Source organism: uncultured Thioclava sp., from assembly GCF_913064665.1.
GTDB classification, from domain to species: Bacteria; Pseudomonadota; Alphaproteobacteria; order Rhodobacterales; family Rhodobacteraceae; genus Thioclava; species Thioclava arctica.
In genome coordinates this window covers 34229-54806 of record NZ_CAJYBT010000015.1, presented here as the reverse complement: position 1 = coordinate 54806, position 20578 = coordinate 34229, and the positions used below count along the sequence as shown (strand labels likewise).

General features: G+C 57.2%; 20 protein-coding genes. 10 read left to right on the top strand and 10 right to left on the bottom strand.

All coding sequences use genetic code 11. The features are described from left to right. Nucleotides 1–27: 27 nt before the first annotated feature. From dnaQ to QZ571_RS08425, 4 genes are read right to left on the bottom strand one after another with little or no spacing between them, the layout of a single operon-like run. Nucleotides 28–723 (bottom strand): DNA polymerase III subunit epsilon, encoded by a 696-nt coding sequence (gene dnaQ, locus QZ571_RS08440; protein WP_295533432.1) that lies wholly within the window; start codon nt 721–723, stop codon nt 28–30. Continuing rightward, nucleotides 716–1315, bottom strand: a complete 600-nt coding sequence (gene coaE / locus QZ571_RS08435) for a dephospho-CoA kinase (RefSeq protein WP_295533430.1) — start codon at nt 1313–1315, stop codon at nt 716–718. Before coaE ends, dnaQ begins: the two co-directional genes overlap by 8 nt. Then, nucleotides 1312–2151 carry a shikimate dehydrogenase gene (locus tag QZ571_RS08430; RefSeq protein ID WP_295533429.1) on the bottom strand — a complete coding sequence of 280 codons (840 nt, stop codon included), beginning with the start codon at nt 2149–2151 and terminating at the stop codon, nt 1312–1314. The genes coaE and QZ571_RS08430 overlap by 4 nt, the downstream gene beginning before the upstream one ends. Beyond that, on the bottom strand, nt 2148–2747 hold the full coding sequence (locus tag QZ571_RS08425; protein ID WP_295533480.1) for a Maf family protein: 600 nt from the start codon (nt 2745–2747) through the stop codon (nt 2148–2150). The genes QZ571_RS08430 and QZ571_RS08425 overlap by 4 nt, the downstream gene beginning before the upstream one ends. A gap of 394 nt (nt 2748–3141) precedes the next feature. Here QZ571_RS08425 and QZ571_RS08420 point away from each other — a divergent pair, with 394 nt between their 5' ends. From QZ571_RS08420 to QZ571_RS08390, 7 genes are all read left to right on the top strand, one after another. Further along, nucleotides 3142–3606, top strand: a complete 465-nt coding sequence (locus QZ571_RS08420) for a CopD family protein (protein WP_295533427.1) — start codon at nt 3142–3144, stop codon at nt 3604–3606. 136 nt (nt 3607–3742) lie between these two features. After that, nucleotides 3743–5014 (top strand): transcription termination factor Rho, encoded by a 1272-nt coding sequence (rho, locus tag QZ571_RS08415; RefSeq protein ID WP_295533425.1) that lies wholly within the window; start codon nt 3743–3745, stop codon nt 5012–5014. Nucleotides 5015–5047: 33 nt separating this feature from the next. Further along, nucleotides 5048–6331: a tRNA uridine-5-carboxymethylaminomethyl(34) synthesis GTPase MnmE gene (gene mnmE, locus QZ571_RS08410; RefSeq protein WP_295533423.1), complete on the top strand. Its 1284-nt coding sequence runs from the start codon at nt 5048–5050 to the stop codon at nt 6329–6331. An 11-nt stretch (nt 6332–6342) separates the two neighbouring features. Continuing rightward, nucleotides 6343–8205, top strand: coding sequence for a tRNA uridine-5-carboxymethylaminomethyl(34) synthesis enzyme MnmG (mnmG, locus tag QZ571_RS08405; RefSeq protein WP_295533421.1), 1863 nt, complete (start codon nt 6343–6345; stop codon nt 8203–8205). Further along, nucleotides 8202–8828: a 16S rRNA (guanine(527)-N(7))-methyltransferase RsmG gene (gene rsmG / locus QZ571_RS08400; protein ID WP_295533419.1), complete on the top strand. Its 627-nt coding sequence runs from the start codon at nt 8202–8204 to the stop codon at nt 8826–8828. The genes mnmG and rsmG overlap by 4 nt, the downstream gene beginning before the upstream one ends. After that, the gene (locus tag QZ571_RS08395; RefSeq protein WP_295533418.1) at nt 8821–9636 is read left to right on the top strand and encodes an AAA family ATPase; all 816 of its coding nucleotides are present in this window, start codon (nt 8821–8823) and stop codon (nt 9634–9636) included. The genes rsmG and QZ571_RS08395 overlap by 8 nt, the downstream gene beginning before the upstream one ends. A gap of 3 nt (nt 9637–9639) precedes the next feature. After that, nucleotides 9640–10524 (top strand): ParB/RepB/Spo0J family partition protein, encoded by an 885-nt coding sequence (locus QZ571_RS08390; protein WP_295533416.1) that lies wholly within the window; start codon nt 9640–9642, stop codon nt 10522–10524. Here QZ571_RS08390 and QZ571_RS08385 read toward each other — a convergent pair whose 3' ends face one another. Genes QZ571_RS08385 through rph form a run of 5 tightly spaced genes read right to left on the bottom strand, consistent with a single transcriptional unit; the run spans nt 10525 to nt 13731 of the window. Continuing rightward, complete coding sequence (locus QZ571_RS08385) at nt 10525–10881, bottom strand: YbaN family protein (RefSeq protein WP_366929942.1); 357 nt, start codon at nt 10879–10881, stop codon at nt 10525–10527. Then, on the bottom strand, nt 10878–12035 hold the full coding sequence (gene hemW, locus QZ571_RS08380) for a radical SAM family heme chaperone HemW (RefSeq protein ID WP_295533414.1): 1158 nt from the start codon (nt 12033–12035) through the stop codon (nt 10878–10880). Before hemW ends, QZ571_RS08385 begins: the two co-directional genes overlap by 4 nt. Then, nucleotides 12032–12412, bottom strand: a complete 381-nt coding sequence (locus QZ571_RS08375) for a RidA family protein (RefSeq protein WP_295533412.1) — start codon at nt 12410–12412, stop codon at nt 12032–12034. The genes hemW and QZ571_RS08375 overlap by 4 nt, the downstream gene beginning before the upstream one ends. After that, a complete protein-coding gene (gene rdgB, locus QZ571_RS08370; protein ID WP_295533411.1) occupies nt 12413–13021 on the bottom strand; it encodes an RdgB/HAM1 family non-canonical purine NTP pyrophosphatase in 609 nt (202 codons plus the stop codon). After that, nucleotides 13018–13731, bottom strand: coding sequence for a ribonuclease PH (rph, locus tag QZ571_RS08365; protein ID WP_295533410.1), 714 nt, complete (start codon nt 13729–13731; stop codon nt 13018–13020). Before rph ends, rdgB begins: the two co-directional genes overlap by 4 nt. 120 nt (nt 13732–13851) lie before the next feature. On the opposite strand from rph, the gene hrcA reads away from it, so the two are divergent. Together hrcA and QZ571_RS08355 are read left to right on the top strand one after the other, a co-directional pair. Next, the gene (gene hrcA / locus QZ571_RS08360; protein ID WP_295533409.1) at nt 13852–14913 is read left to right on the top strand and encodes a heat-inducible transcriptional repressor HrcA; all 1062 of its coding nucleotides are present in this window, start codon (nt 13852–13854) and stop codon (nt 14911–14913) included. 5 nt (nt 14914–14918) lie between these two features. Next, on the top strand, nt 14919–15467 hold the full coding sequence (locus tag QZ571_RS08355; protein WP_295533408.1) for a nucleotide exchange factor GrpE: 549 nt from the start codon (nt 14919–14921) through the stop codon (nt 15465–15467). A 60-nt stretch (nt 15468–15527) separates the two neighbouring features. Here QZ571_RS08355 and mutS read toward each other — a convergent pair whose 3' ends face one another. After that, nucleotides 15528–18173, bottom strand: a complete 2646-nt coding sequence (gene mutS / locus QZ571_RS08350; protein ID WP_295533407.1) for a DNA mismatch repair protein MutS — start codon at nt 18171–18173, stop codon at nt 15528–15530. A 115-nt stretch (nt 18174–18288) separates the two neighbouring features. Here mutS and QZ571_RS08345 point away from each other — a divergent pair, with 115 nt between their 5' ends. Then, complete coding sequence (locus tag QZ571_RS08345; protein ID WP_295533406.1) at nt 18289–20556, top strand: NADP-dependent malic enzyme; 2268 nt, start codon at nt 18289–18291, stop codon at nt 20554–20556. Nucleotides 20557–20578 lie beyond the last annotated feature (22 nt).

Sequence of the window (20578 nt, the reverse complement as noted above, 5' to 3'; positions counted from 1 at the left end):
AAATCTGCGCAAAACCTACAGGTTTGGCTAGTCATACCGCTTCCAGATCGCGGCTTCGCCGATTTTGGCGACAAAGGCGACGTGCGCCTCATTTTCCTGCGCAGTTAGTCGAGGTGGCAGGGGGGTGGGGCGCGGCGAGGGACGCCAGGTATCAGATTGAGCGCCTTTGCCCTTGGTATCATTGACAAGTTGCAGGCCAAAGCCGGGCTGACGGCCGCCGATCAGCTCTAGATAAACCTCGGCTAGGATTTCGCTGTCGAGAAGCGCGCCATGCAGCGTGCGCGACGAATTGTCGATGCTGAAGCGCCGACACAGCGCGTCAAGCGAGGCAGGAGAGCCCGGAAATTTGCGCCGCGCAATCGCAAGCGTATCCAGCGCGCGTTCGTTCGCGATCAGCTCCATCTTGGCCCAACTTAGCTCGGCATTGAGAAATTTCATGTCGAATTTGGCGTTGTGAATAACCAATCTTGAATCCGGGCCGATGAATTCAAGAAAATCCAATCCGATCTCGGCGAATTTCGGTTTGTCAGCGAGGAAGTCGTCACCGAGCCCGTGCACTTCGAACGCCGATGACGGCATTTTGCGTTCGGGGTTGATGTATTGGTGATAGGTGCGTCCGGTCGGCATGTGATTGAACAGCTCAATCGCGCCGATCTCGACGATGCGGTCACCTTCGCCGGGCTCAAAGCCGGTGGTCTCGGTATCCAGCACGATTTCACGCATCGCGAGCCTCCTTGATCTGCGCAATCAGGTGTCGCACATCTTCACGGGTCTGCTCAAGCGTTCGGGTTTCGATCACATAGGTTGCGCGGGCGCGTTTTTGCGCATCAGGCATCTGACGCGCGAGGATCAGTTCAAGCTGCGCCTGCGTCATGCCGGGTCGGTCCAGCACGCGGGCACGCTGAATTTCAGGTGAGGCCGACACGACAAGCGTCGCATCGCAGCCCTGATCCGCGCCAGTTTCAAACAAGAGCGGGATATCAAGCAAGATCAGATCGGCGTCGCCATGCGCTGCGATGAACGCCTTGCGCGATTGGGTGGTGAGCGGGTGAACGATCGATTCAAGGCGGGCTAGAAACTGTTTATCTTGCGATAAGCGCGCCTTCAACGCGTCGCGACTTACTGCGCCATCTTGGACCGCCTCGGGAAAGGCGGCTGCAATTGGCGCCACAGCGGCCCCGCCTTTGGCATAAAGATCCTGCACGCAGGCATCGGCATCCCATACCGGCACGCCCGCGTCAGCAAACATCGCTGCCGTCGTGGATTTTCCCATGCCGATAGAGCCGGTCAAGCCTAGCAGAAACGGGCGTTTCATGCGTTCAGAACCGCATCGCGCAAGGAATCGGTGACCTCGGGGCGCTGGCCGAACCACCGCTCAAAGCCGGGGACCGCCTGATGAAGCAACATGCCCAAGCCATCGACGGCGACGCATCCGGCCTCTTCGGCGGCGATCAGGAATTTCGTGCGCAGCGGCGAATAGACAAGATCGCAGCACGTCGTTCCGGGGCTTAGCGCGTCAAGGGGCACACGAAACTCTTGTTTTCCGGTCATGCCCAGAGAGGTGGTGTTCACAACCGTCGTTGCGCCTTCGATCATATTGCCTGCCTGCACCCAGTCATAAACGACAATGCGCGCGCCGAACTCTGCGCGCAGCGCGTCGGCGCGTGCGCGGGTGCGGTTGGAGATGCGAATTTCAGGCGCCCCGGTTTCCAATAGCGAGGCAACAATCGCCCGCGCAGCCCCGCCCGCACCCAAGACGGCCGCCGAACCCGCGTTAGCGGTCCAGCCCGGCGCGTATTGCTTGAGATTGGCGATAAATCCGTAACCATCTGTATTATCGGCATGAATCTTTCCATCAGAGCGAAAGATCAAAGTGTTGGCCGCCCCGATCAGCGCCGCTCGATCTGAAATCACGTCGGCGATTTCCAATGCACGAATCTTATGCGGGATCGTTACGTTCACACCAACGAAACCGGCTTTGGGCAAGGTACGCAGGACCGTTTCAAGATCACCTGCTGCGACATCGAGCGGCACATAATGCCCCGCAACGCCGTATTGCTGAAACCAATGGCGAAACAGCGCCGGCGAGCGCGAATGCGCGATGGGCGAGCCGATAACGCCGGCAATCGGTATTCGGGGGTGATCGCTCATGTGCTCAGCTCTCCTCGTGCGCTTAGCCAGTTGAGAAACTCAATCAGGGGCAGGCCCAGAACCGCAAAATAGTCGCCTTCGATGCGAGAGAAAAGCAGCACGCCTTCTTCTTCAAGCTTATAGCAGCCAACGGCGTGACGGATGCTCTCCCAGTTGCGTTCAACATAGGCGTCAATGAAGCCATCGGAAAGCGGGCGCATAGTAAGGCGCACCTCTGCGACATGGCGCCAAAGCGGTTCGCCATCGCGGATCGCGACAAGCGCAGATAGCAATTTATGGGTCTGACCGCTAAGCGCGCGCAATTGGGCACGGGCGTCATCAGGAGTTACGGGCTTTGTAAAGATTTCACCCTTCAACTCAAGCACTTGATCCGCCCCCAGTACAAGTTGACCGGGTGCTTTGGCCGAAATTTTGGCGGCTTTCATTTCTGCCAACAGATCGGCAACGTCACGTGGACGCGCCGCTTCAGCCTCAAGGCCTTGGCGGATCGCATCTTCGTCGATGCGGGCGGGCAGGACCTGAACGATCAGCCCGGCATTGCGTAAAAGTTGCGCGCGGATCTCGGATGCAGAGGCAAGCAGGATGTTCATGACTATGTGGATAACCCGATGTGAAACCCTAGGGATGGAATTGGGCATAACTGGGTTTGACGAAGTTCTCCACCATCTCGTCGTGTTCCACGGACGATCCACGCAGATTATCCACCTGTGGAACTCAGGATCGCGAGGATGTGTGAAAACGCCGCGTTCCACAATCCATCCCAAGAGTTATCCACAGGAATAGATCTCAAAAACACGTTAAATGTCTTTTATCATCAATAGGTTATTGTCTTCTCGAAAAAAGTCAGTCCAGCACTTATCCCGATCCACGTTCCTGTGGAAAAGCCCTGAACAAACTGTTAATCCACATAGTCCACAGGGCCTACATCATCATCATCTTTTCAATATCTATATTTATTTATTAAGAAGAGGCCTGTGACCTGGAGGCGACATGACCAATTTCCTGAGCGACTGGTATCCGTGGATCAAGGCTTTGCATGTGATGTCCATCATCACTTGGATGGCTGGGCTGTTTTACTTGCCAAGGCTGTATGTCTATCACGTTGAGGGGCTTAAAAAGCAGGGCGTGGTGCATGGCTCTGACATGGATAAGCTGTTTCAGCATCAAGAGCGCTTGTTACTCAAGGCGATCATGAACCCGTCGATGATCGCGAGCTGGCTGTTTGGTCTGATGTTGGTTTTCACACCGGGGATTGTGGATTGGTCAAGCATCTGGCCCTGGACCAAGGCGGTTTCAGTGCTGGGGATGACATGGTTTCACATGTGGTGCGCCAAAGAGCGCAAAGCGCTTGCCAGTGGCAATAGTGCTAAAACCGGGCGGCAATATCGGATGATGAACGAGGTGCCGACGGTGTTTATGATCGTGATCGTTCTGTCGGTGATCGTGAAATTCTAAGTTTTATTGACTTCGCACGGCGTGAGGCGTATCTGGCAGATAAGCCCCGGCCGTTCTGGCTGATTGGTTTTTCTGTAGATAATGATATGACGCCGCACGGGTTGCATCCCGTGTGGGTTGGCACGACAGGTGACATATGAGCGAAACCCGCCTCAATCTCTTTGATCTCAAAGCGAAAAGCCCGAAAGAGCTGTTGGCTTTGGCGGAAGAATGGGATGTCGAAAACGCTTCGACCATGCGCAAGGGCGAGATGATGTTCTCGATTCTTAAAGAGCATGCCGAAGATGATTGGGATATCGGCGGTGACGGTGTTTTGGAAGTTCTGCAAGACGGGTTCGGGTTCCTGCGCTCGACCGAGGCGAACTATCTGCCGGGTCCCGATGACATTTATGTCTCGCCCGAGATGATCCGCCAATACAGCTTGCGTACGGGGGACACCGTTGAAGGTGTGATCCGCGCGCCCGGCGAAAACGAACGTTACTTCGCACTGACCACAGTTGAGAAAATCAACTTCGAAGAGCCGGAAAAAGCCCGTCATAAGGTGGCGTTTGATAACCTCACGCCGCTTTACCCTGATGAGCGTTTCAAACTGGAAATCGAAGATCCGACGATCAAGGACCGTTCGGCCCGTATCATCGATTTGGTCGCGCCGATCGGCAAAGGTCAACGTGCGTTGATCGTAGCGCCGCCGCGCACGGGTAAGACTGTGCTGCTGCAAAATATCGCCAATTCGATCGAAACCAATCACCCGGAATGCTATTTGATCGTGCTTCTGATCGATGAGCGTCCTGAAGAGGTGACGGACATGCAGCGGTCGGTGAAGGGAGAGGTTGTGTCCTCGACCTTTGATGAACCGGCGACACGCCACGTTGCGGTGTCCGAGATGGTGATCGAAAAGGCCAAGCGTTTGGTTGAACACAAGCGCGATGTCGTGATCCTGCTCGATTCGATTACCCGTCTGGGGCGCGCGTTTAACACCGTTGTGCCAAGCTCGGGTAAGGTCTTGACCGGTGGTGTGGATGCGAACGCCTTGCAACGCCCGAAACGCTTCTTTGGTGCCGCACGTAATATCGAAGAGGGCGGCTCGTTGACGATCATCGCGACGGCCCTGATCGATACCGGCTCGCGGATGGACGAAGTGATCTTTGAGGAATTCAAAGGCACGGGTAACTCGGAAATCGTTCTGGATCGCAAAGTGTCTGACAAGCGCGTCTTCCCGGCGATGGATATCTTGAAATCCGGCACCCGGAAAGAAGAGCTGTTGGTTGATCAGAAAGATCTGCAAAAGACCTATCTGCTGCGGCGCATCCTGAATCCGATGGGCACGACTGACGCGGTAGAGTTCTTAATTTCCAAGCTCAAACAAACCAAAACAAATTCCGAATTCTTTGACTCGATGAACGGCTGACGCTGATTTATCGTTTTCCCTCAGGGGGTTACGATGGACACGATCTTTGCTTTGGCGACCGCGCGTGGCAAGGCAGGTGTTGCGGTGATCCGAATTTCGGGGCCGCAAGCTTGGGATGCTGCGACTGCGTTATCCGGCCCATTGCCGCCACCGCGGGTTGCAGGCTTGCGCAAATTGCGGCTGGGTTCTGAGGAGCTGGATGAGGCACTCGTGCTGTGTTTTGCAAGCGGCGCAAGTTTTACCGGCGAGGATGTGGCAGAGCTGCATATCCATGGGGCTGTTGCCACGGTCAGTGCTGTTTTGGGTGCATTGGGTCAGCAAGAAGGTCTGCGTTTGGCGGAGCCGGGCGAGTTTACCCGGCGTGCCTTGGAAAATGAGCGGCTCGATCTATCGCAAGTCGAGGGCCTATCGGATTTGATCGAGGCTGAGACGGAAGCGCAACGCAAGCAAGCGTTAAAGGTTCTGTCTGGAGCGGTAGGGGATTGCGTCGAGGGGTGGCGCGCCGATCTGGTGCGCGCTGCGGCCTTGATCGAGGCGACGATCGATTTCGCCGATGAAGAGGTGCCAGTTGACGTGTCGCCCGAGGTTACAGCGTTGATTGATCGGGTTCGTGCTGGATTGAGCGATGAACTCCGTCGAATCGATGCCGCCGAGCGGGTGCGCGAGGGGTTTGAAGTCGCGATTGTCGGTCGCCCGAACGCTGGTAAATCCACACTTTTGAATGCTCTTGCCGGGCGAGAAGCGGCGATCACCTCGGAGTTTGCGGGCACAACTCGGGATGTGATTGAGCTTCGGATGGATATCGCTGGTTTGGCGGTGACATTGCTGGATACCGCCGGATTGCGAGAAACAGAGGATGCCATCGAAGCGATCGGCGTCGAGCGGGCTTTGCAGCGTGCTGGTCAATCCGATTTAAGGGTGTTCCTGCTGGACGGTGGCGAGGTGCCGCTGATTTCCCCTGAGCCCGATGATATCATCGTCCACGGCAAGGCAGATCTTGGAGTCGCTGCGGGGTTTGCGGTGTCGGGGAAAACCGGGCTTGGTCTGGACCGTTTGATTGCTGAAATTGCTTCGCGGCTGTCTGAATGTGCTGCAGGCGCAGGCGTGATGACGCGCGAACGTCACCGTCATGCGATCCGCGCGGCATTTGAGGCTTTGGAATCGGCGCGAGATGAGGTATTGCGCGGGTCTGAACGAAGCGAGTTGGCGGCGGAATCACTGCGACAAGCTGTGTGGTCTTTGGAATCTTTGCTTGGCCGCGTCGATGTTGAGCATCTTCTGGATGAGATATTCTCCAGTTTCTGTATCGGAAAGTAGGAGTGTTTCACGTGAAACATTACGATGTCATTGTTATTGGTGGCGGGCATGCCGGCACAGAGGCAGCGCATGCGGCGGCACGCGTCGGTGCTGTGACGGCACTGGTGACTTTGCGCGCGGATTCGCTTGGGGTGATGTCGTGCAATCCGGCGATTGGCGGGCTTGGAAAAGGCCATTTGGTGCGCGAGATTGATGCGCTTGATGGAGTCATGGGACAAGCCGCAGATCGCGCGGGAATTCAGTTTCGGCTGCTCAATCGACGTAAGGGGCCTGCGGTGCAGGGGCCACGTGCCCAAGCGGACCGCACGCTTTATCGTCGTGCAATCACGGAACTGACGGCAGCGCAGAGAAATTTGGATGTGATCGAAGGCGAGGTTGTGGACCTTGTTATCGAGAGTGGTCGTGTGGCCGGAGTCGTTCTGGCGGATGGGTCCGTCCTTCGGGGCGCGGCCGCTATATTGACCTCGGGCACCTTTTTGAACGGCGTGATCCATATCGGTGATCAAAGGCAGCCGGGTGGGCGCATTGGCGATAAGCCGTCGCGCGCATTGGCAGAGCGTTTGAAGGCATTGGGCTTGCCGCTTGGTCGGCTGAAGACAGGAACGCCGCCGCGGATCGACGGTAAAACGATTGCCTGGGACCGTCTGGAAAGCCAGCCGGGCGATGATGACCCAACGATGTTTTCGTTTCAAAATCGACGGCCTTTTGTTCGGCAAATATCATGTGGGATTACCCATACGAACGAGCAAACGCATGATATTATTCGGGAAAACTTGGATAAATCGGCGATGTATGGCGGTCATATTGAAGGTGTTGGCCCGCGATATTGCCCCTCAATCGAAGACAAGATCGTGCGGTTTGCAGATAAGACGTCGCACCAAATTTTCCTTGAGCCAGAAGGGCTTGAAGACGATACAGTATACCCGAATGGGATCTCGACCTCGTTGCCGCGCGATGTGCAGGAAGCCTATGTTCATTCAATTTATGGGTTGGAGCAGGCGCGAATTCTGCAACCGGGATATGCGATTGAATATGATTACGTCGATCCCCGCGCGCTTGATTTGACACTACAGTTGCGTGAGCTTCCCGGGCTGTACCTTGCGGGACAAATCAACGGCACAACCGGATATGAGGAAGCCGCCGCGCAGGGGCTGGCTGCGGGCTTGAATGCCGCACTAGCCGTGCGCGATCAGGAGCCGGCACATTTCAGCCGCACAAATAGCTATATCGGCGTGATGATCGACGACTTGGTGACGCGTGGGGTGAGTGAGCCTTATCGGATGTTTACCTCTCGCGCTGAGTTCCGTCTTTCGCTGCGCGCGGATAATGCCGATCAGCGGCTGACCCCATTTGGGATCGCTCTTGGCTGCGTCGGGGCGGGGCGGCAGGAGATGTTTGAACGTAAGGTTGAGGCGCTGGAGGCGGGGCGGTTGCTGATGGAGGCGATCTCGTTGAGTCCAACAGAGGCGCAGGCGAAGGGGTTTCGTGTCACTCAGGATGGGACGCGACGTAGTGCGCTGCAGCTATTATCGTTCCCGGACATTTCGATGGATCAGCTCCAAGACGCTCTTCCAAGCTTGGCAGACATCCCACCGGAAATCTGCGATCAGCTTGCGAAGGATGCGCTTTACGCTAATTATACAGCGCGCCAAGAACGTGATGCCGCGTCAATTAAGCGTGATGAGAATTGGGCGATTCCAGCGGATTTCGACTATGACGGGCTTACGGGCCTCTCGAATGAGCTCAAGCTAAAGCTTGAAGCAGCGCGCCCGCAAACGCTTGGGCAAGCGGGGCGCGTTGATGGGGTGACGCCCGCTGCGTTGACGCTGTTGCTGGCAAAGCTCCGTCAGACAAAGAAGGACAAAATTGCATGAGCGGCGCGTCGGCGCAATTTCAAGCGAAATTCGATGTTTCACGTGAAACATTGGAGCGCCTGCAGAAGCTAGAAACGCTGCTCGTAAAATGGAACAAGGCGATCAATCTGGTTTCCGCAACAACGCTATCGGAAATTTGGAGCCGCCACTTTGTCGATTCGGCGCAGATATTTGCTCTGGCATCGGAAACGGGGCGGTCATGGGCGGATTTGGGCTCGGGCGCAGGGTTTCCCGGGCTCATAATCGCAATATTGGCTGAGGAAAAGCGGCCAAATCTGTCCGTGACCCTCGTCGAATCGGATCACCGGAAAGCGGCGTTTCTGATGACAGCGATCCGCGAGTTAGGGCTTTCTGCGCGCGTCGAGGCCGAGAGAATCGAAGAAATGAGCGGGCTTGACTGTGATGTTCTGAGCGCACGCGCCTTAGCGCCTCTCCCGAAATTGCTGGGATTTTCTGCGCTTCACCTCGCAAAAGGGGGCGTTGCGCTATTTCCAAAAGGGGCGCGCTGGGAAGAAGAGGTTGCGAGCGCACGGGAAAGCTGGTCCTTTGATCTTGAGACTTGGTCGAGCCAGACCGATCCTAACGGCGTCATTCTGAAAATTACCGGAGCAAAGCGTGTCTGATCCAATTCGCGCAAGCGATCCTCGAATAATTGCAATCGCAAACCAGAAGGGAGGGGTGGGTAAAACGACCACCGCAATCAATCTGGCGGCCGCATTGGCTGAGGCTGGTGAAAAGGTGCTTCTGATCGATCTGGACCCGCAGGGGAATGCCTCGACCGGGCTGGGCGTTGAGGCCGATGATCGCGATGCGAGCACCTATGAGTTGCTGCTCGAAGATGCGCCGATTGCGTCCGTCATTCGCAAGACAGATATTGAGAACCTCTTTCTTTGTCCCGCGACGACAGATCTTTCGTCCGCCGATATGGAGCTCGTTTCAACGGAAAAGCGCAGCTTTCTTTTGCATGATGCCCTACGACATACAGACATAGATCCCTTTGAATTCGCCTATATCTTGATTGATTGCCCACCTTCGCTCAGCCTATTAACGGTGAATGCAATGGTTGCGGCGCATTCCGTTCTTGTTCCCTTACAGGCAGAATTCTTTGCGCTAGAGGGCCTTTCCCAGCTGATGCTGACGATCCGTGAGATACGTCAAAGCGCCAACCGCTTTCTTCGGATCGAGGGTGTTGTGCTGACAATGTATGATGTGCGCAACAATCTGTCGCAACAAGTTGAGGCGGATGCGCGCGCCACTCTGGGTGAGCTGGTTTTTCGTACGATGATCCCGCGAAACGTCCGCGTATCCGAGGCGCCCTCTTACGCTATGCCAGTGCTAAGCTATGATAGCAGTTCGCGCGGGGCAGTGGCGTATCGTGCGCTGGGTCAGGAATTGGTTGCGCGCCATCAGGCGACGAAACGAGGGGGTTGAGACATGGCCGAGAAGCGAAATGAGCGTCGGGGATTGGGCCGGGGTTTGTCTGCCTTGATGGCGGATGTCGATCTGAACCCGGCTGTGTCCGAGGATGCGCCGCGACGCGCCGAGCAATATATTCCGATTGAGCGGCTGGAGCCCAATCCCGATCAGCCACGGCGAGACTTTGAGCCGGGCGCGTTGGAGGAATTGTCAGCCTCTATCCGAGAAAAAGGCGTCATTCAGCCGCTGATCGTGCGCCCACACCCCAAGAAACCTGATCATTTTGAGATTGTCGCGGGTGAGCGGCGCTGGCGCGCGGCGCAGATGGCACGCTTGCACGAATTGCCAGTGATTGTTCGCAATTTCGACGACACCGAAGTGCTTGAAGTTGCGATCATCGAAAACATTCAACGCGCAGAGCTCAATCCGCTTGAGGAGGCGCAAGCCTATCGTCAATTGATGGATCGCTTTGGGCATACGCAGGAAAAGCTGGCTGAAGCGCTGTCGAAAAGTCGAAGCCATATCGCAAACCTGATGCGGCTTTTGCAGCTGCCTGAAGAGGTCCGCGACATGCTGCGAGAGGGTAAGTTGTCGGCAGGGCACGCACGCGCGATGATTACGGCAGATGACCCAGTGGCATTGGCGCGCCAAGCGGTTGCAAAGTCGCTGTCGGTTCGCGACGTCGAGCGTTTGGCGAAAAAACCCGAAAAAGGGGCGAAGGCCCCGCGACCGAAGCCCCAGAAAGATGCAGATACCCGGGCTTTGGAGGGAGATCTCTCTGCTACAATTGGTATGAAGGTCAATATCGACCACAATGATGTGGGGTCAGGCAAGCTGGTGATCAGCTATAGCGATCTTGATGACCTTGATCGTTTGTGCCAGTTGCTGAGCAGTGGGCGCTGATTAGCTATTTGGTCGTGTCCAAATGAAGATTGAGACAGCGATGAGCGTTGCTGCTTGAATCGCCAAAAGCTTGACCGGCAAGCTGATAATCACCGAGAACGCGAAAGCCATGAGGATAGAGATCGAAGCCGCGATCTTTGCGCGTTTTGAGATCGCGCGGTGCTCTTGCCAGTCCTGAATCGCGGTGCCGAACCGGGGATGGGTGATGAGCCAGTTATGCAGGCGCTCCGAGGATTTCGCGAAGAAAAACGCCGCGAGCAGCATGAGTGGGACGGTCGGAACAAGGGGAACGATCGCGCCAATCAGTCCGATCACTAGCGAAATCAGCCCCAGGGTGAGCCAAAGAAACCGGATCACGGCATGAGCTCTCGAATAATCGCGTTTAGAACAGGGCGGCCCTGTTCAGTCGTGCAAATTCGACCCTGATCCAGCATAATCATGCCAATTTCCTCTAAATGACGAATGGCAGCGGGCTCGATCTCTCTGCCAGCAAGTTTGGCATATCTGTTCATGTCGAGCCCTTCCGTCAATCGCATCGAAAAGAGAAGATACTCGATTGCTTGGTCGCTGTCGCTGAGACTTTCACGCGCACCTTCACCGGTGCCGCGTTCGTTTACTTGGTCAAGCCATAGAGTGGGGGACTTTGGCGTATCAGTTGCATAGCGCGTCCCGTTGAGCGTGAGGCGCCCATGCGCGCCGGGACCAATCCCAAGATAATCTCCATAGCGCCAGTAGATCAGGTTATGGCGGCTCTCCGAACCCGGTATCGCGTGGTTTGACACCTCATAGGCGGGCAGGCCGTGCTGATTACAGATGTCTTGTGTGATCAGATACATATCGGCCGAGGTGTCGTCGATCGGAAGGCCGTGAAGCTTGCCCAGATCGTGACGGGCCCCGAAAACTGTGCCGGGCTCGATCGTGAGTTGATAGAGGGAGAGGTGATCTGCGGCCATACTGAGCGCTTCGTTCAACTCAGCGCGCCATTGCTCCGTGCTCTGGTGTTGGCGCGCGTAGATCAGATCAAAGCTGACGCGGTCGAACGTATTGCGCGCAATATCAAAGGCGCGACGCCCTTCAGCGGCGCTATGCATCCGCCCAAGGCGGCGTAAATCATCGTCATTCAGCGCCTGCATCCCCATCGAAACGCGATTCACACCCGCGTCAAAAAAGGCTCTAAACCGCCCCGATTCAATGCTTGTGGGGTTCGCTTCGAGGGTGATCTCAGGATCGTTGACCATTGGCCAAGTCGCGCGGACACGCTCCAGGATCGCGCCGACAAGTTCGGGGTCCATCAACGAGGGCGTGCCGCCACCGAAAAAGACAGTGTTGAGGGTGCGGCCCTGAGTTTCGCGGCCCACACGGTCAATCTCTGACAGATAGGCTTTGGCCCATTGAGATTGATCAATTTTGGACGAAACATGGGAATTGAAGTCGCAATAGGGGCATTTGGCGGCGCAGAAGGGCCAGTGAAGGTAGAGGCCAAAGCCGCCATTCCGCCAGTCGTCACTCATCCCCGAAAGGCCGTGACTTCGATTTCGACCTTCATCGCAGGGTTTACGAGGCCGGCGACGATCATCGTTGCCGCGGGTCGGATATTGCCGAATGTGTCGCCTAGCGCCGGTGCGATCGCCTCTACGAGGCTTGCGTCGGTGATGATGTAATTCGCCCGCACAACGTCTTTCATCGTGAACCCAGCCTGCTCCAAAGTCGCGCGGATGGTTTTGAGCGCATTTCGAGCCTGTTCCAGCGGATCATGGGGAAACTGACCATTGAAATCCGCGCCCGTCGTTCCCGCGACAAAGCACCAATCGCCCTGAACTACAGCGCGCGAATAGCCGAGTTTCGGCTCGTAGGGGGAGGTGCCAGATATAAGGCGTCGCTCGGTCATCTATCCCTCGAACACTTTTACAAATTGACGAAACGCATCGGCGCGGTGAGAGATTTGGTTTTTCTCATCTGCATCCATCTCGGCAAAGGTAATGTCGTAGCCGTCGGGTTGAAACATTGGATCATAACCATGACCAAGCTTGCCGCGCATTGGCCAAACCAATTGTCCCTCAACCTTGCCAGCGAAGACCTCGTCATGACCATCGGGCCACGCAAGTACGAGGGTCGAACGAAACCGCGCAATGCGTGGGGCGGGGGCCGCAATGTCGTCGCAGGCCTTCCAGGTTTTCTCCATAGCCATCGTGAAATCACGACCGGTGGGTGTGGTTGCCCAATCGGCGGTAAAGACGCCTGGCGCACCGTTCAGGCAATCCACCTCAATCCCGGAATCGTCGGCGAGTGCGGGCAGTCCGGTGGCCTTGGCGGCGGCATGGGCTTTGATGCGCGCATTGCCGACAAAGGTGTCTTCGGTTTCCTCTGGCTCGGGAAGGTTCAGGGCTTTGGCGCCAACGACTTCGATGCCGAAAGGCGCAAGGATAGAGATGATTTCCTCAAGTTTCCCCGCATTATGCGTGGCAACCAATAGCTTTTTGTCCGTGAATTTTCTCATCCGACGGCAGCTTTCTGCGCTGCGACGAGCTGCGTCACGCCCGACTCGGCCATGTCGAGCAGCTTGTTCATCTGATCGCGCGAAAAGGTAGCGCCCTCGGCAGACATCTGCACTTCGATCAGCTTGCCAGCGCCGGTCATGATGAAATTACCATCTGTGCCTGCTTCGCTATCCTCGGCATAATCGAGGTCAGCGACCGGCTGGCCTGCATAGATCCCGCAGCTGATTGCAGCGACATGGTCCAGTAGCGGATCGGAGGTGCAGGCGCCCGTTTTAAGAAGTTTATTCGCAGCCAAACGCAGCGCAACCCAGCCCCCGGTGATCGAAGCACAGCGCGTGCCGCCATCGGCCTGAATGACATCGCAATCCACGACGATCTGACGTTCGCCCAGTGCAGAGCGGTCCACGCCCGCGCGCAGTGCCCGTCCGATCAGGCGTTGGATTTCAACGGTGCGACCGCCTTGTTTGCCAGCCGCAGCCTCGCGCCGGTTGCGGGTATTGGTTGCACGGGGTAGCATCCCGTATTCTGCGGTGACCCAGCCGAGGCCTGAGCCTTTGAGGAAAGACGGTGCGCGATCTTCGATCGAGGCGGTGCACAGAACGTGCGTGTCGCCCATTTTGATCAGGCAAGAGCCCTCGGCGTGTTTTGTTACGCCCGTTTCGATTGAAATCGTGCGAAGGTCGCTTAACTCTCTGCCGGAAGGGCGCATCTTTGGATCCTCTCAACTGGTTTGATCCCATTTGATCCCCGCGTGGCCGCGATGCAACCCCGAAAGCCGAGATTGACGACCGGCCTCACGCAGCTTTAATTCACTCGGAGGCGCGCTGAGATGACAGTTAAGACCGATATTCTGACCGAGATGAATGACCGCTCCCGCGAGGTGTTTCGCCGGGTGGTTGAGGGGTATTTGTCTTCGGGAGATCCGGTGGGGTCGCGCACGTTGACCCGTCAAATGACGGAAAAACTGTCAGCGGCCACCATCCGAAACGTCATGCAAGACCTCGAATATCTGGGGCTGTTGGACAGCCCGCATGTGTCGGCCGGGCGTATCCCTACGCAGTTGGGCCTGCGGATGTTTGTCGATGGTGTGATGGAGTTGAGCCATCTCGGTGAGGATGACCGCGCCGCGTTAGAAGCGACGATGGGGGCAAATTCGGGTGATGTAGGGTCTATTTTAGGGCGTGTTTCAAGCGCTCTGTCGGGGATGACCCAGGGCGCGAGCCTTGTTTTGGCGCCCAAACAAGAGGCACCGATCCGACATATCGAGTTTGTTTCACTTGCTCTGGACCGCGCTTTGGTTGTCTTGGTCTTTGCCGACGGTCAGGTAGAAAATAGGGTATTCACGCCGCCAATCGGGCAGACGCCGTCATCCATGCGCGAGGCTGCGAATTTCCTGAACGCGATGGCAGAGGGGCGAACACTCTCAGAGCTGCGCTCCCATATTCTGCATCAAATCGCCAACCGTCGGCAGGAAATTGATTCGCTGGCGGCCGAGTTGATCGACAATGGTTTGGCCGCTTGGGAAGACAAGGGCGAGCGATCTGAGCGTTTGATCGTGCGTGGCCGGGCGAATTTGCTGGGCGAAGAGGTTGATCTCGACCGCATCCGCACCCTTTTTGACGATCTGGAGCGCAAGCGCGATATCGCGGAATTCCTGAATCTGGCCGAGGATGGCGAAGGTGTTCGCATTTTTATTGGCTCTGAGAACAAACTTTTCTCGCTTTCGGGTTCCTCTTTGGTGGTCTCTCCTTATATGAACGCTGACCGGAAGATCATCGGCGCGGTTGGTGTAATCGGGCCGACGCGGCTCAACTATGGGCGGATCGTTCCGATTGTGGATTATACAGCGCAGCTGGTCGGGCGATTGATTTCCGGCCAGAGCAAGGGATGAAGGGCATGAGCGAGAAGAAAGACGAAATTGCCGAAGATCAGGCCCATGTGGATGAGGCTTTTGAAGATATCATGGCCGCAGAGGCCGATGAGATCGAGCAGTTGCGTGCCGAACGTGATGAGTTCCGTGAACGCTTCATGCGCGCTTTGGCCGATGCCGAGAATGCGCGCAAGCGGGCTGATAAAGAGCGGCAAGAGGCCTCAAATTACGGCGGTTCGCGTTTGGCGCGTGACATGCTGCCGGTCTTTGACGCTTTGCAGCGCGCCTTGGAGGCCGTAACCGAAGAGCAGCGTGCCCAAGCGGGTCCGGTGATCCAAGGGATCGAGTTGACACAGCGCGAGCTGATCAATGTCTTCGCGCGGCACGGGATTACATCGATGGCGCCCCAGATTGGTGATCGCTTTGATCCCCAGCAACATGAAGCGATGTTTGAAGCCCCTGTGCCTGGCACGAAAGCGGGTGACATCATTCAGGTCATGGAGCACGGCTTCATGATCCACGACCGGCTGTTGCGGCCTGCTAAAGTTGGCGTGAGTTCAACGCCGAAATCCTGATCGTAAGTCTGGGGGTGTCATGCCCCCAGACCCTCGTCGGATATTTTCCAAATACGAAGATCAATCCTTGAGCAGGGCGCGCAATGCGTAAAGCGCGTTGAGCGCGTCTTTCGGCGACATCTCATCCGGGATGTAGGATTTCAAAGCCGCCTCGAGTTCCGGATTTCCCGCAGGCTTTGGGCTGGTTTGGGGTGTGTTAGAGACTGAAAACAAGGGTAGGTCATCAATCATCGCCTGCTTTTTGGTGCCAGATTCCCGCTCGCCTTTTTCCAAAGCGTCAAGGACGAGGCGGGCGCGTTCAACGACCGAACTCGGCAGTCCGGCAAGACGCGCCACTTGCACCCCATAAGAACGATCTGCCGCGCCCCTGCGGACCTCGTGCAGAAAGATCACCTCGCCGTCCCATTCCTTGACAGTAACGGTCGCATTTTCCACGCCCTCAAGCTTGGCGGAAAGCGCGGTCATCTCGTGGTAATGGGTTGCAAACAGCGCGCGGCAGCGGTTCGTGGCGTGTAGATGCTCCATCACCGCCCAGGCAATCGAAAGCCCATCGTAGGTGGCTGTGCCTCGTCCGATTTCATCAAGGATCACCAAAGCGCGGTCATCGGCTTGATTGAGGATCGCCGCCGTTTCGACCATCTCGACCATGAAGGTCGAACGCCCTCGCGCGAGATCATCAGCAGCGCCCACGCGCGAAAATAGCTGTGAAACAATCCCGATATGGGCGCTTTTTGCGGGAACGAAGCTTCCGGCTTGCGCAAGCAGCGCAATAAGTGCGTTTTGGCGCAGGAAGGTCGATTTACCCGCCATGTTCGGGCCGGTGAGCAGCCAGATGGCTGGAGTCGGCCCATTTGTGAGGCCGCAGTCATTGGCGATAAAGGGCTCGCCCGTTCTTTTGAGTGCGGCTTCGACGACCGGATGGCGCCCCCCGGAAATCTCAAAGGCGCGGCTATCATCGATCTTGGGTTCGGCCCAGTTTTCACCTCTGGCGAGGGTTGCGAACGCGGTGGAAAGATCAATTTCGGCAAGGGCACGCGAGGCTTCACCAATCGGGCCGGATTGGCCTAAAATTGCGCCTTTCAGGCTGTTATAGAGACGTTTTTCAATTTCAAGCGCGTGATTTCCCGCGTTCAGAATGCGGGTTTCCAGCTCGCTTAGTTCAATCGTCGTGAAGCGCACTTGATTGGCGGTGGTTTGGCGGTGGATGAAGCGTTCCGAAAGAGGCGGCGCAAGCATCTTTTCTGCATGGGTCGCCGTGGTTTCAATGAAATAGCCCAAGACATTGTTGTGTTTGATTTTGAGGCCGGTGATGCCTGACGCCGCAATATATTCCGCCTGCAATTCTGCGATCACGCTGCGCCCTTCGTCGCGCAACTTGCGGGTTTGATCGAGTTCGGCGTCATAGCCCGTGGCGATAAAGCCGCCATCGCGCGCCAGAAGCGGCGGCTCTGCGATGAGGGCCGCATCAAGGAGCGCGACCAAGTCTTCGTGGCCGATCAACGCGCGGGCAGCCGTTTTCAAAAGATCCGGGGCGTCGGTCTGTTGCAGGGCTTCGGCGATGCGTCCCGCTTGTTCAAGGCCATTGCGGATTGCCGCCATATCGCGCGGACCGCCGCGATCAAGCGCAAGGCGTGAAAGCGCGCGATCCATATCAGGGCAGCGTTTGAGATCAGCGCGCAGATCATCGCTGAATCGAGCCTGTTCTAGCAGAAACCGCACGGAGTCGTGGCGTGCGTGGATTTCAGGCAAGTTGCGCGAGGGCGCGGACAGGCGACGCTCCAAAAGGCGCGCGCCCCCTGCGGTCACGCTACGGTCGATGGCGTGCAGCAGCGAGCCTTCGCGGCCACCAGACAGTGCCTGCGTGAGTTCCAGATTGCGCCGGGTCGCGGCGTCAATCTGCATGGCGGCGCCGCCATCTTCTAGCACGGGACGACGCAGGAGCGGGAGTTTGCCCTTCTGGGTGATGTCGAGATAATCGACAATCGCCCCCATCGCGGCCATTTCGGCGCGGCTGAAGCTGCCAAACGCCTCGAGTGAGCCAATTTCATAGAGGTCAAGCAGGCGCTTTTCTGCGGCCTGACTGTCAAAACTTGCCCGCGACAAAGGCGTGAGAGCGGCGCGCATATCAGAGACAATATCGGCGCAATCCTGCTCTTTTACTTCGCTGACCAGCACTTCGCGCGGGGCGAGGCGGGCCAATTCGGGCCCCAAGCGTGTCAGCGGGCAGGTCATGACGCGAAACTCGCCCGTCGAGATATCTACCCAAGCCAGCGCGCCCGCATCGCGAACTTCGGCCCACGCGGCAAGGAAGTTATGACGGCGAGCCTCTAGCAGGCTTTCTTCGGTCAGCGTTCCGGGGGTGACAAGACGCACCACGTCACGTTTCACAACCGATTTTGCTCCGCGCTTTTTCGCCTCGGCGGGGTCTTCCAGTTGCTCGGCGATGGCGACGCGAAAGCCTTTGCGGATCAGCGTCAGCAGATAGCCTTCAGCGGCATGAACGGGCACGCCACACATCGGGATGTCTTCGTCGTTGTGTTTGCCGCGCTTGGTCAGCGCAATATCAAGCGCCGCAGCCGCATCGACGGCGTCGTCAAAGAACATCTCGTAGAAATCACCCATGCGATAAAACAAGAGTGCGCCCGGATTGGCCGCCTTGATCCCAAGATATTGCTCCATCATCGGCGTGACGGTTGGCTTGTTCATGTCGCCCCCATTTCCAGTCGCGTGACCCTACAAAACCCCGGATTCGGGCGCAATTCCATTGAGCGTGAGATAACCGGGCGTTATGACGAAAGAACCTGTAGGAGGAGCCCGGACCATGCCCAGCAAGACTCGTATCACGCCAGAAGAGGCGCTTGCCTATCATCTGGAGCCGCGTCCGGGGAAATATGACATTGTGCCCTCGACGCCGATGACGTCGCAGCGCGATCTGTCGCTGGCCTATTCGCCCGGTGTTGCGGTGCCGGTTGAGGCGATTGCGGCCAATCCAGAGCTGGCTTATGACTATACGGTCAAGGGCAACATGGTTGCGGTGATCACGAATGGTTCGGCGATTTTGGGGTTGGGCAATCTTGGGGCGCTGGCGTCAAAGCCGGTGATGGAGGGCAAGGCGGTTCTGTTCAAACGCTTTGCTGACGTCAACGCGATTGATATTGAGCTCGATACCGAGGACGCCGACGAAATCATCAATGCGGTCAAGCTGATGGGGCCGACCTTTGGTGGCATCAACCTTGAGGATATCAAGGCGCCGGAGTGTTTCATCATTGAGCAGCGGCTCAAGGAGTTGATGGATATTCCCGTCTTCCACGATGATCAGCATGGCACTGCGGTAATCTGTGCGGCGGGATTGATCAACGCGCTGGAGCTGTCGGGCAAGAAGATAGAAGATTGCAAGATTGTGCTCAACGGAGCCGGCGCTGCAGGGATCGCGTGTCTGGAATTGATCAAGTCGATGGGCGCGCAACACGATAATTGCATCATGTGCGACACGAAGGGTGTGATTTTTCAGGGCCGCACCGAGGGCATGAATCAATGGAAATCTGCCCATGCCGCAGTAACTGAGGCGCGCACGCTGGAAGAAGCGATGGAGGGTGCGGATGTGTTTCTTGGCGTGTCGGCCAAGGGGGCCGTGACGCCCGAGATGGTTGCGGTAATGGCCGACAATCCAGTGATCTTTGCAATGGCGAACCCCGATCCCGAGATTACACCCGAGGAAGCTCATGCTGTGCGCCCCGATGCCATCGTAGCGACCGGGCGTAGCGATTATCCCAATCAGGTTAATAACGTGCTTGGGTTCCCCTATCTGTTCCGGGGTGCGCTTGATATCCACGCCCGCGCGATCAATGACGAGATGAAAATCGCCTGTGCGCGCGCATTGGCCGAACTTGCACGCGAGGATGTGCCCGACGAAGTTGCGATGGCCTATGGGCGCAAGCTCAGCTTTGGGCGCGACTACATCATTCCGACGCCGTTCGATCCGCGTCTGATTTATGTGATTCCGCCCGCCGTCGCGCAGGCGGGAATGGATACCGGCGTGGCGCGGCGTCCGATCATCGACATGGAGGGCTATGCCCAAAGCCTCAAGGCGCGGATGGATCCGACGGCCTCGATCTTGCAGGGCATTCACGCGCGTGCGCGTCAGGCGCAGGCCAACATGATCTTTGCCGAGGGCGATGATACCCGCGTTTTGCGCGCAGCCGTCGCCTATCAGCGCGCGGGCATGGGGCAGGCGCTTGTTGTCGGGCGCGAACAAGACGTCAAAGAGCGGCTGGAGGCCGCGGGTCTGGGCGATGCCTATCGCGAGTTGAGCATCGTAAACGCGGCCAATTCCAAACATATCGCCGCCTATAAAGACTATCTCTACGAGCGGTTGCAGCGCCAAGGCGTGGATCGTGAGGATGCCCACAAGCTCGCCACGCGCGATCGTCATGTGTTCGCTGCACTCATGCTGGTGCATGGGCATGGCGATGGGCTGGTGACGGGGGCGACTCGGAAATCGGCGCATGTGCTTGAGCTGATCAACAAGGTGATTGATGCCAAGCCTTCGGATGGGGCGGTGGGGATCACGGCGGTCCTAAATAAAGGGCGCGTGGTGCTGATCGGCGATACGCTGGTGCATGAATGGCCTGATGAGAACGATCTGGCCGATATTGCGACCTCGGGGGCGCAAGTGGCGCGTGGCCTTGGGCTAGAACCGCGCGCGGCGTTTTGTTCCTTCTCGACCTTCGGCTATCCGGTGTCCGAGCGCGCGACCAAAATGCACCGGGCGGCGAAAGTCCTGGATCAGCGTGGCGTCGATTTCGAATATGATGGCGAAATGACTGTCGATGTCGCGTTGAATATGGACCAAATGGCGAATTACCCGTTCTGCCGCCTGACCGGTCCAGCCAACATTCTGGTGGTTCCAGCGCGGCATTCCGCGTCGATCTCGGTCAAGCTGATGCAAGAAATGGCAGGCGCCACCGTGATCGGGCCGATCCTGACCGGGATCTCGCAGGCGGTGCAGCTCTGCCCAACGTCATCGACGGTGAACGACATCCTCAATATGGCAGCCTTGGCGTCTTGTCGGTTGGGGCAAGCGAAATAGGGCGCGAACCAATCCGTAGCGA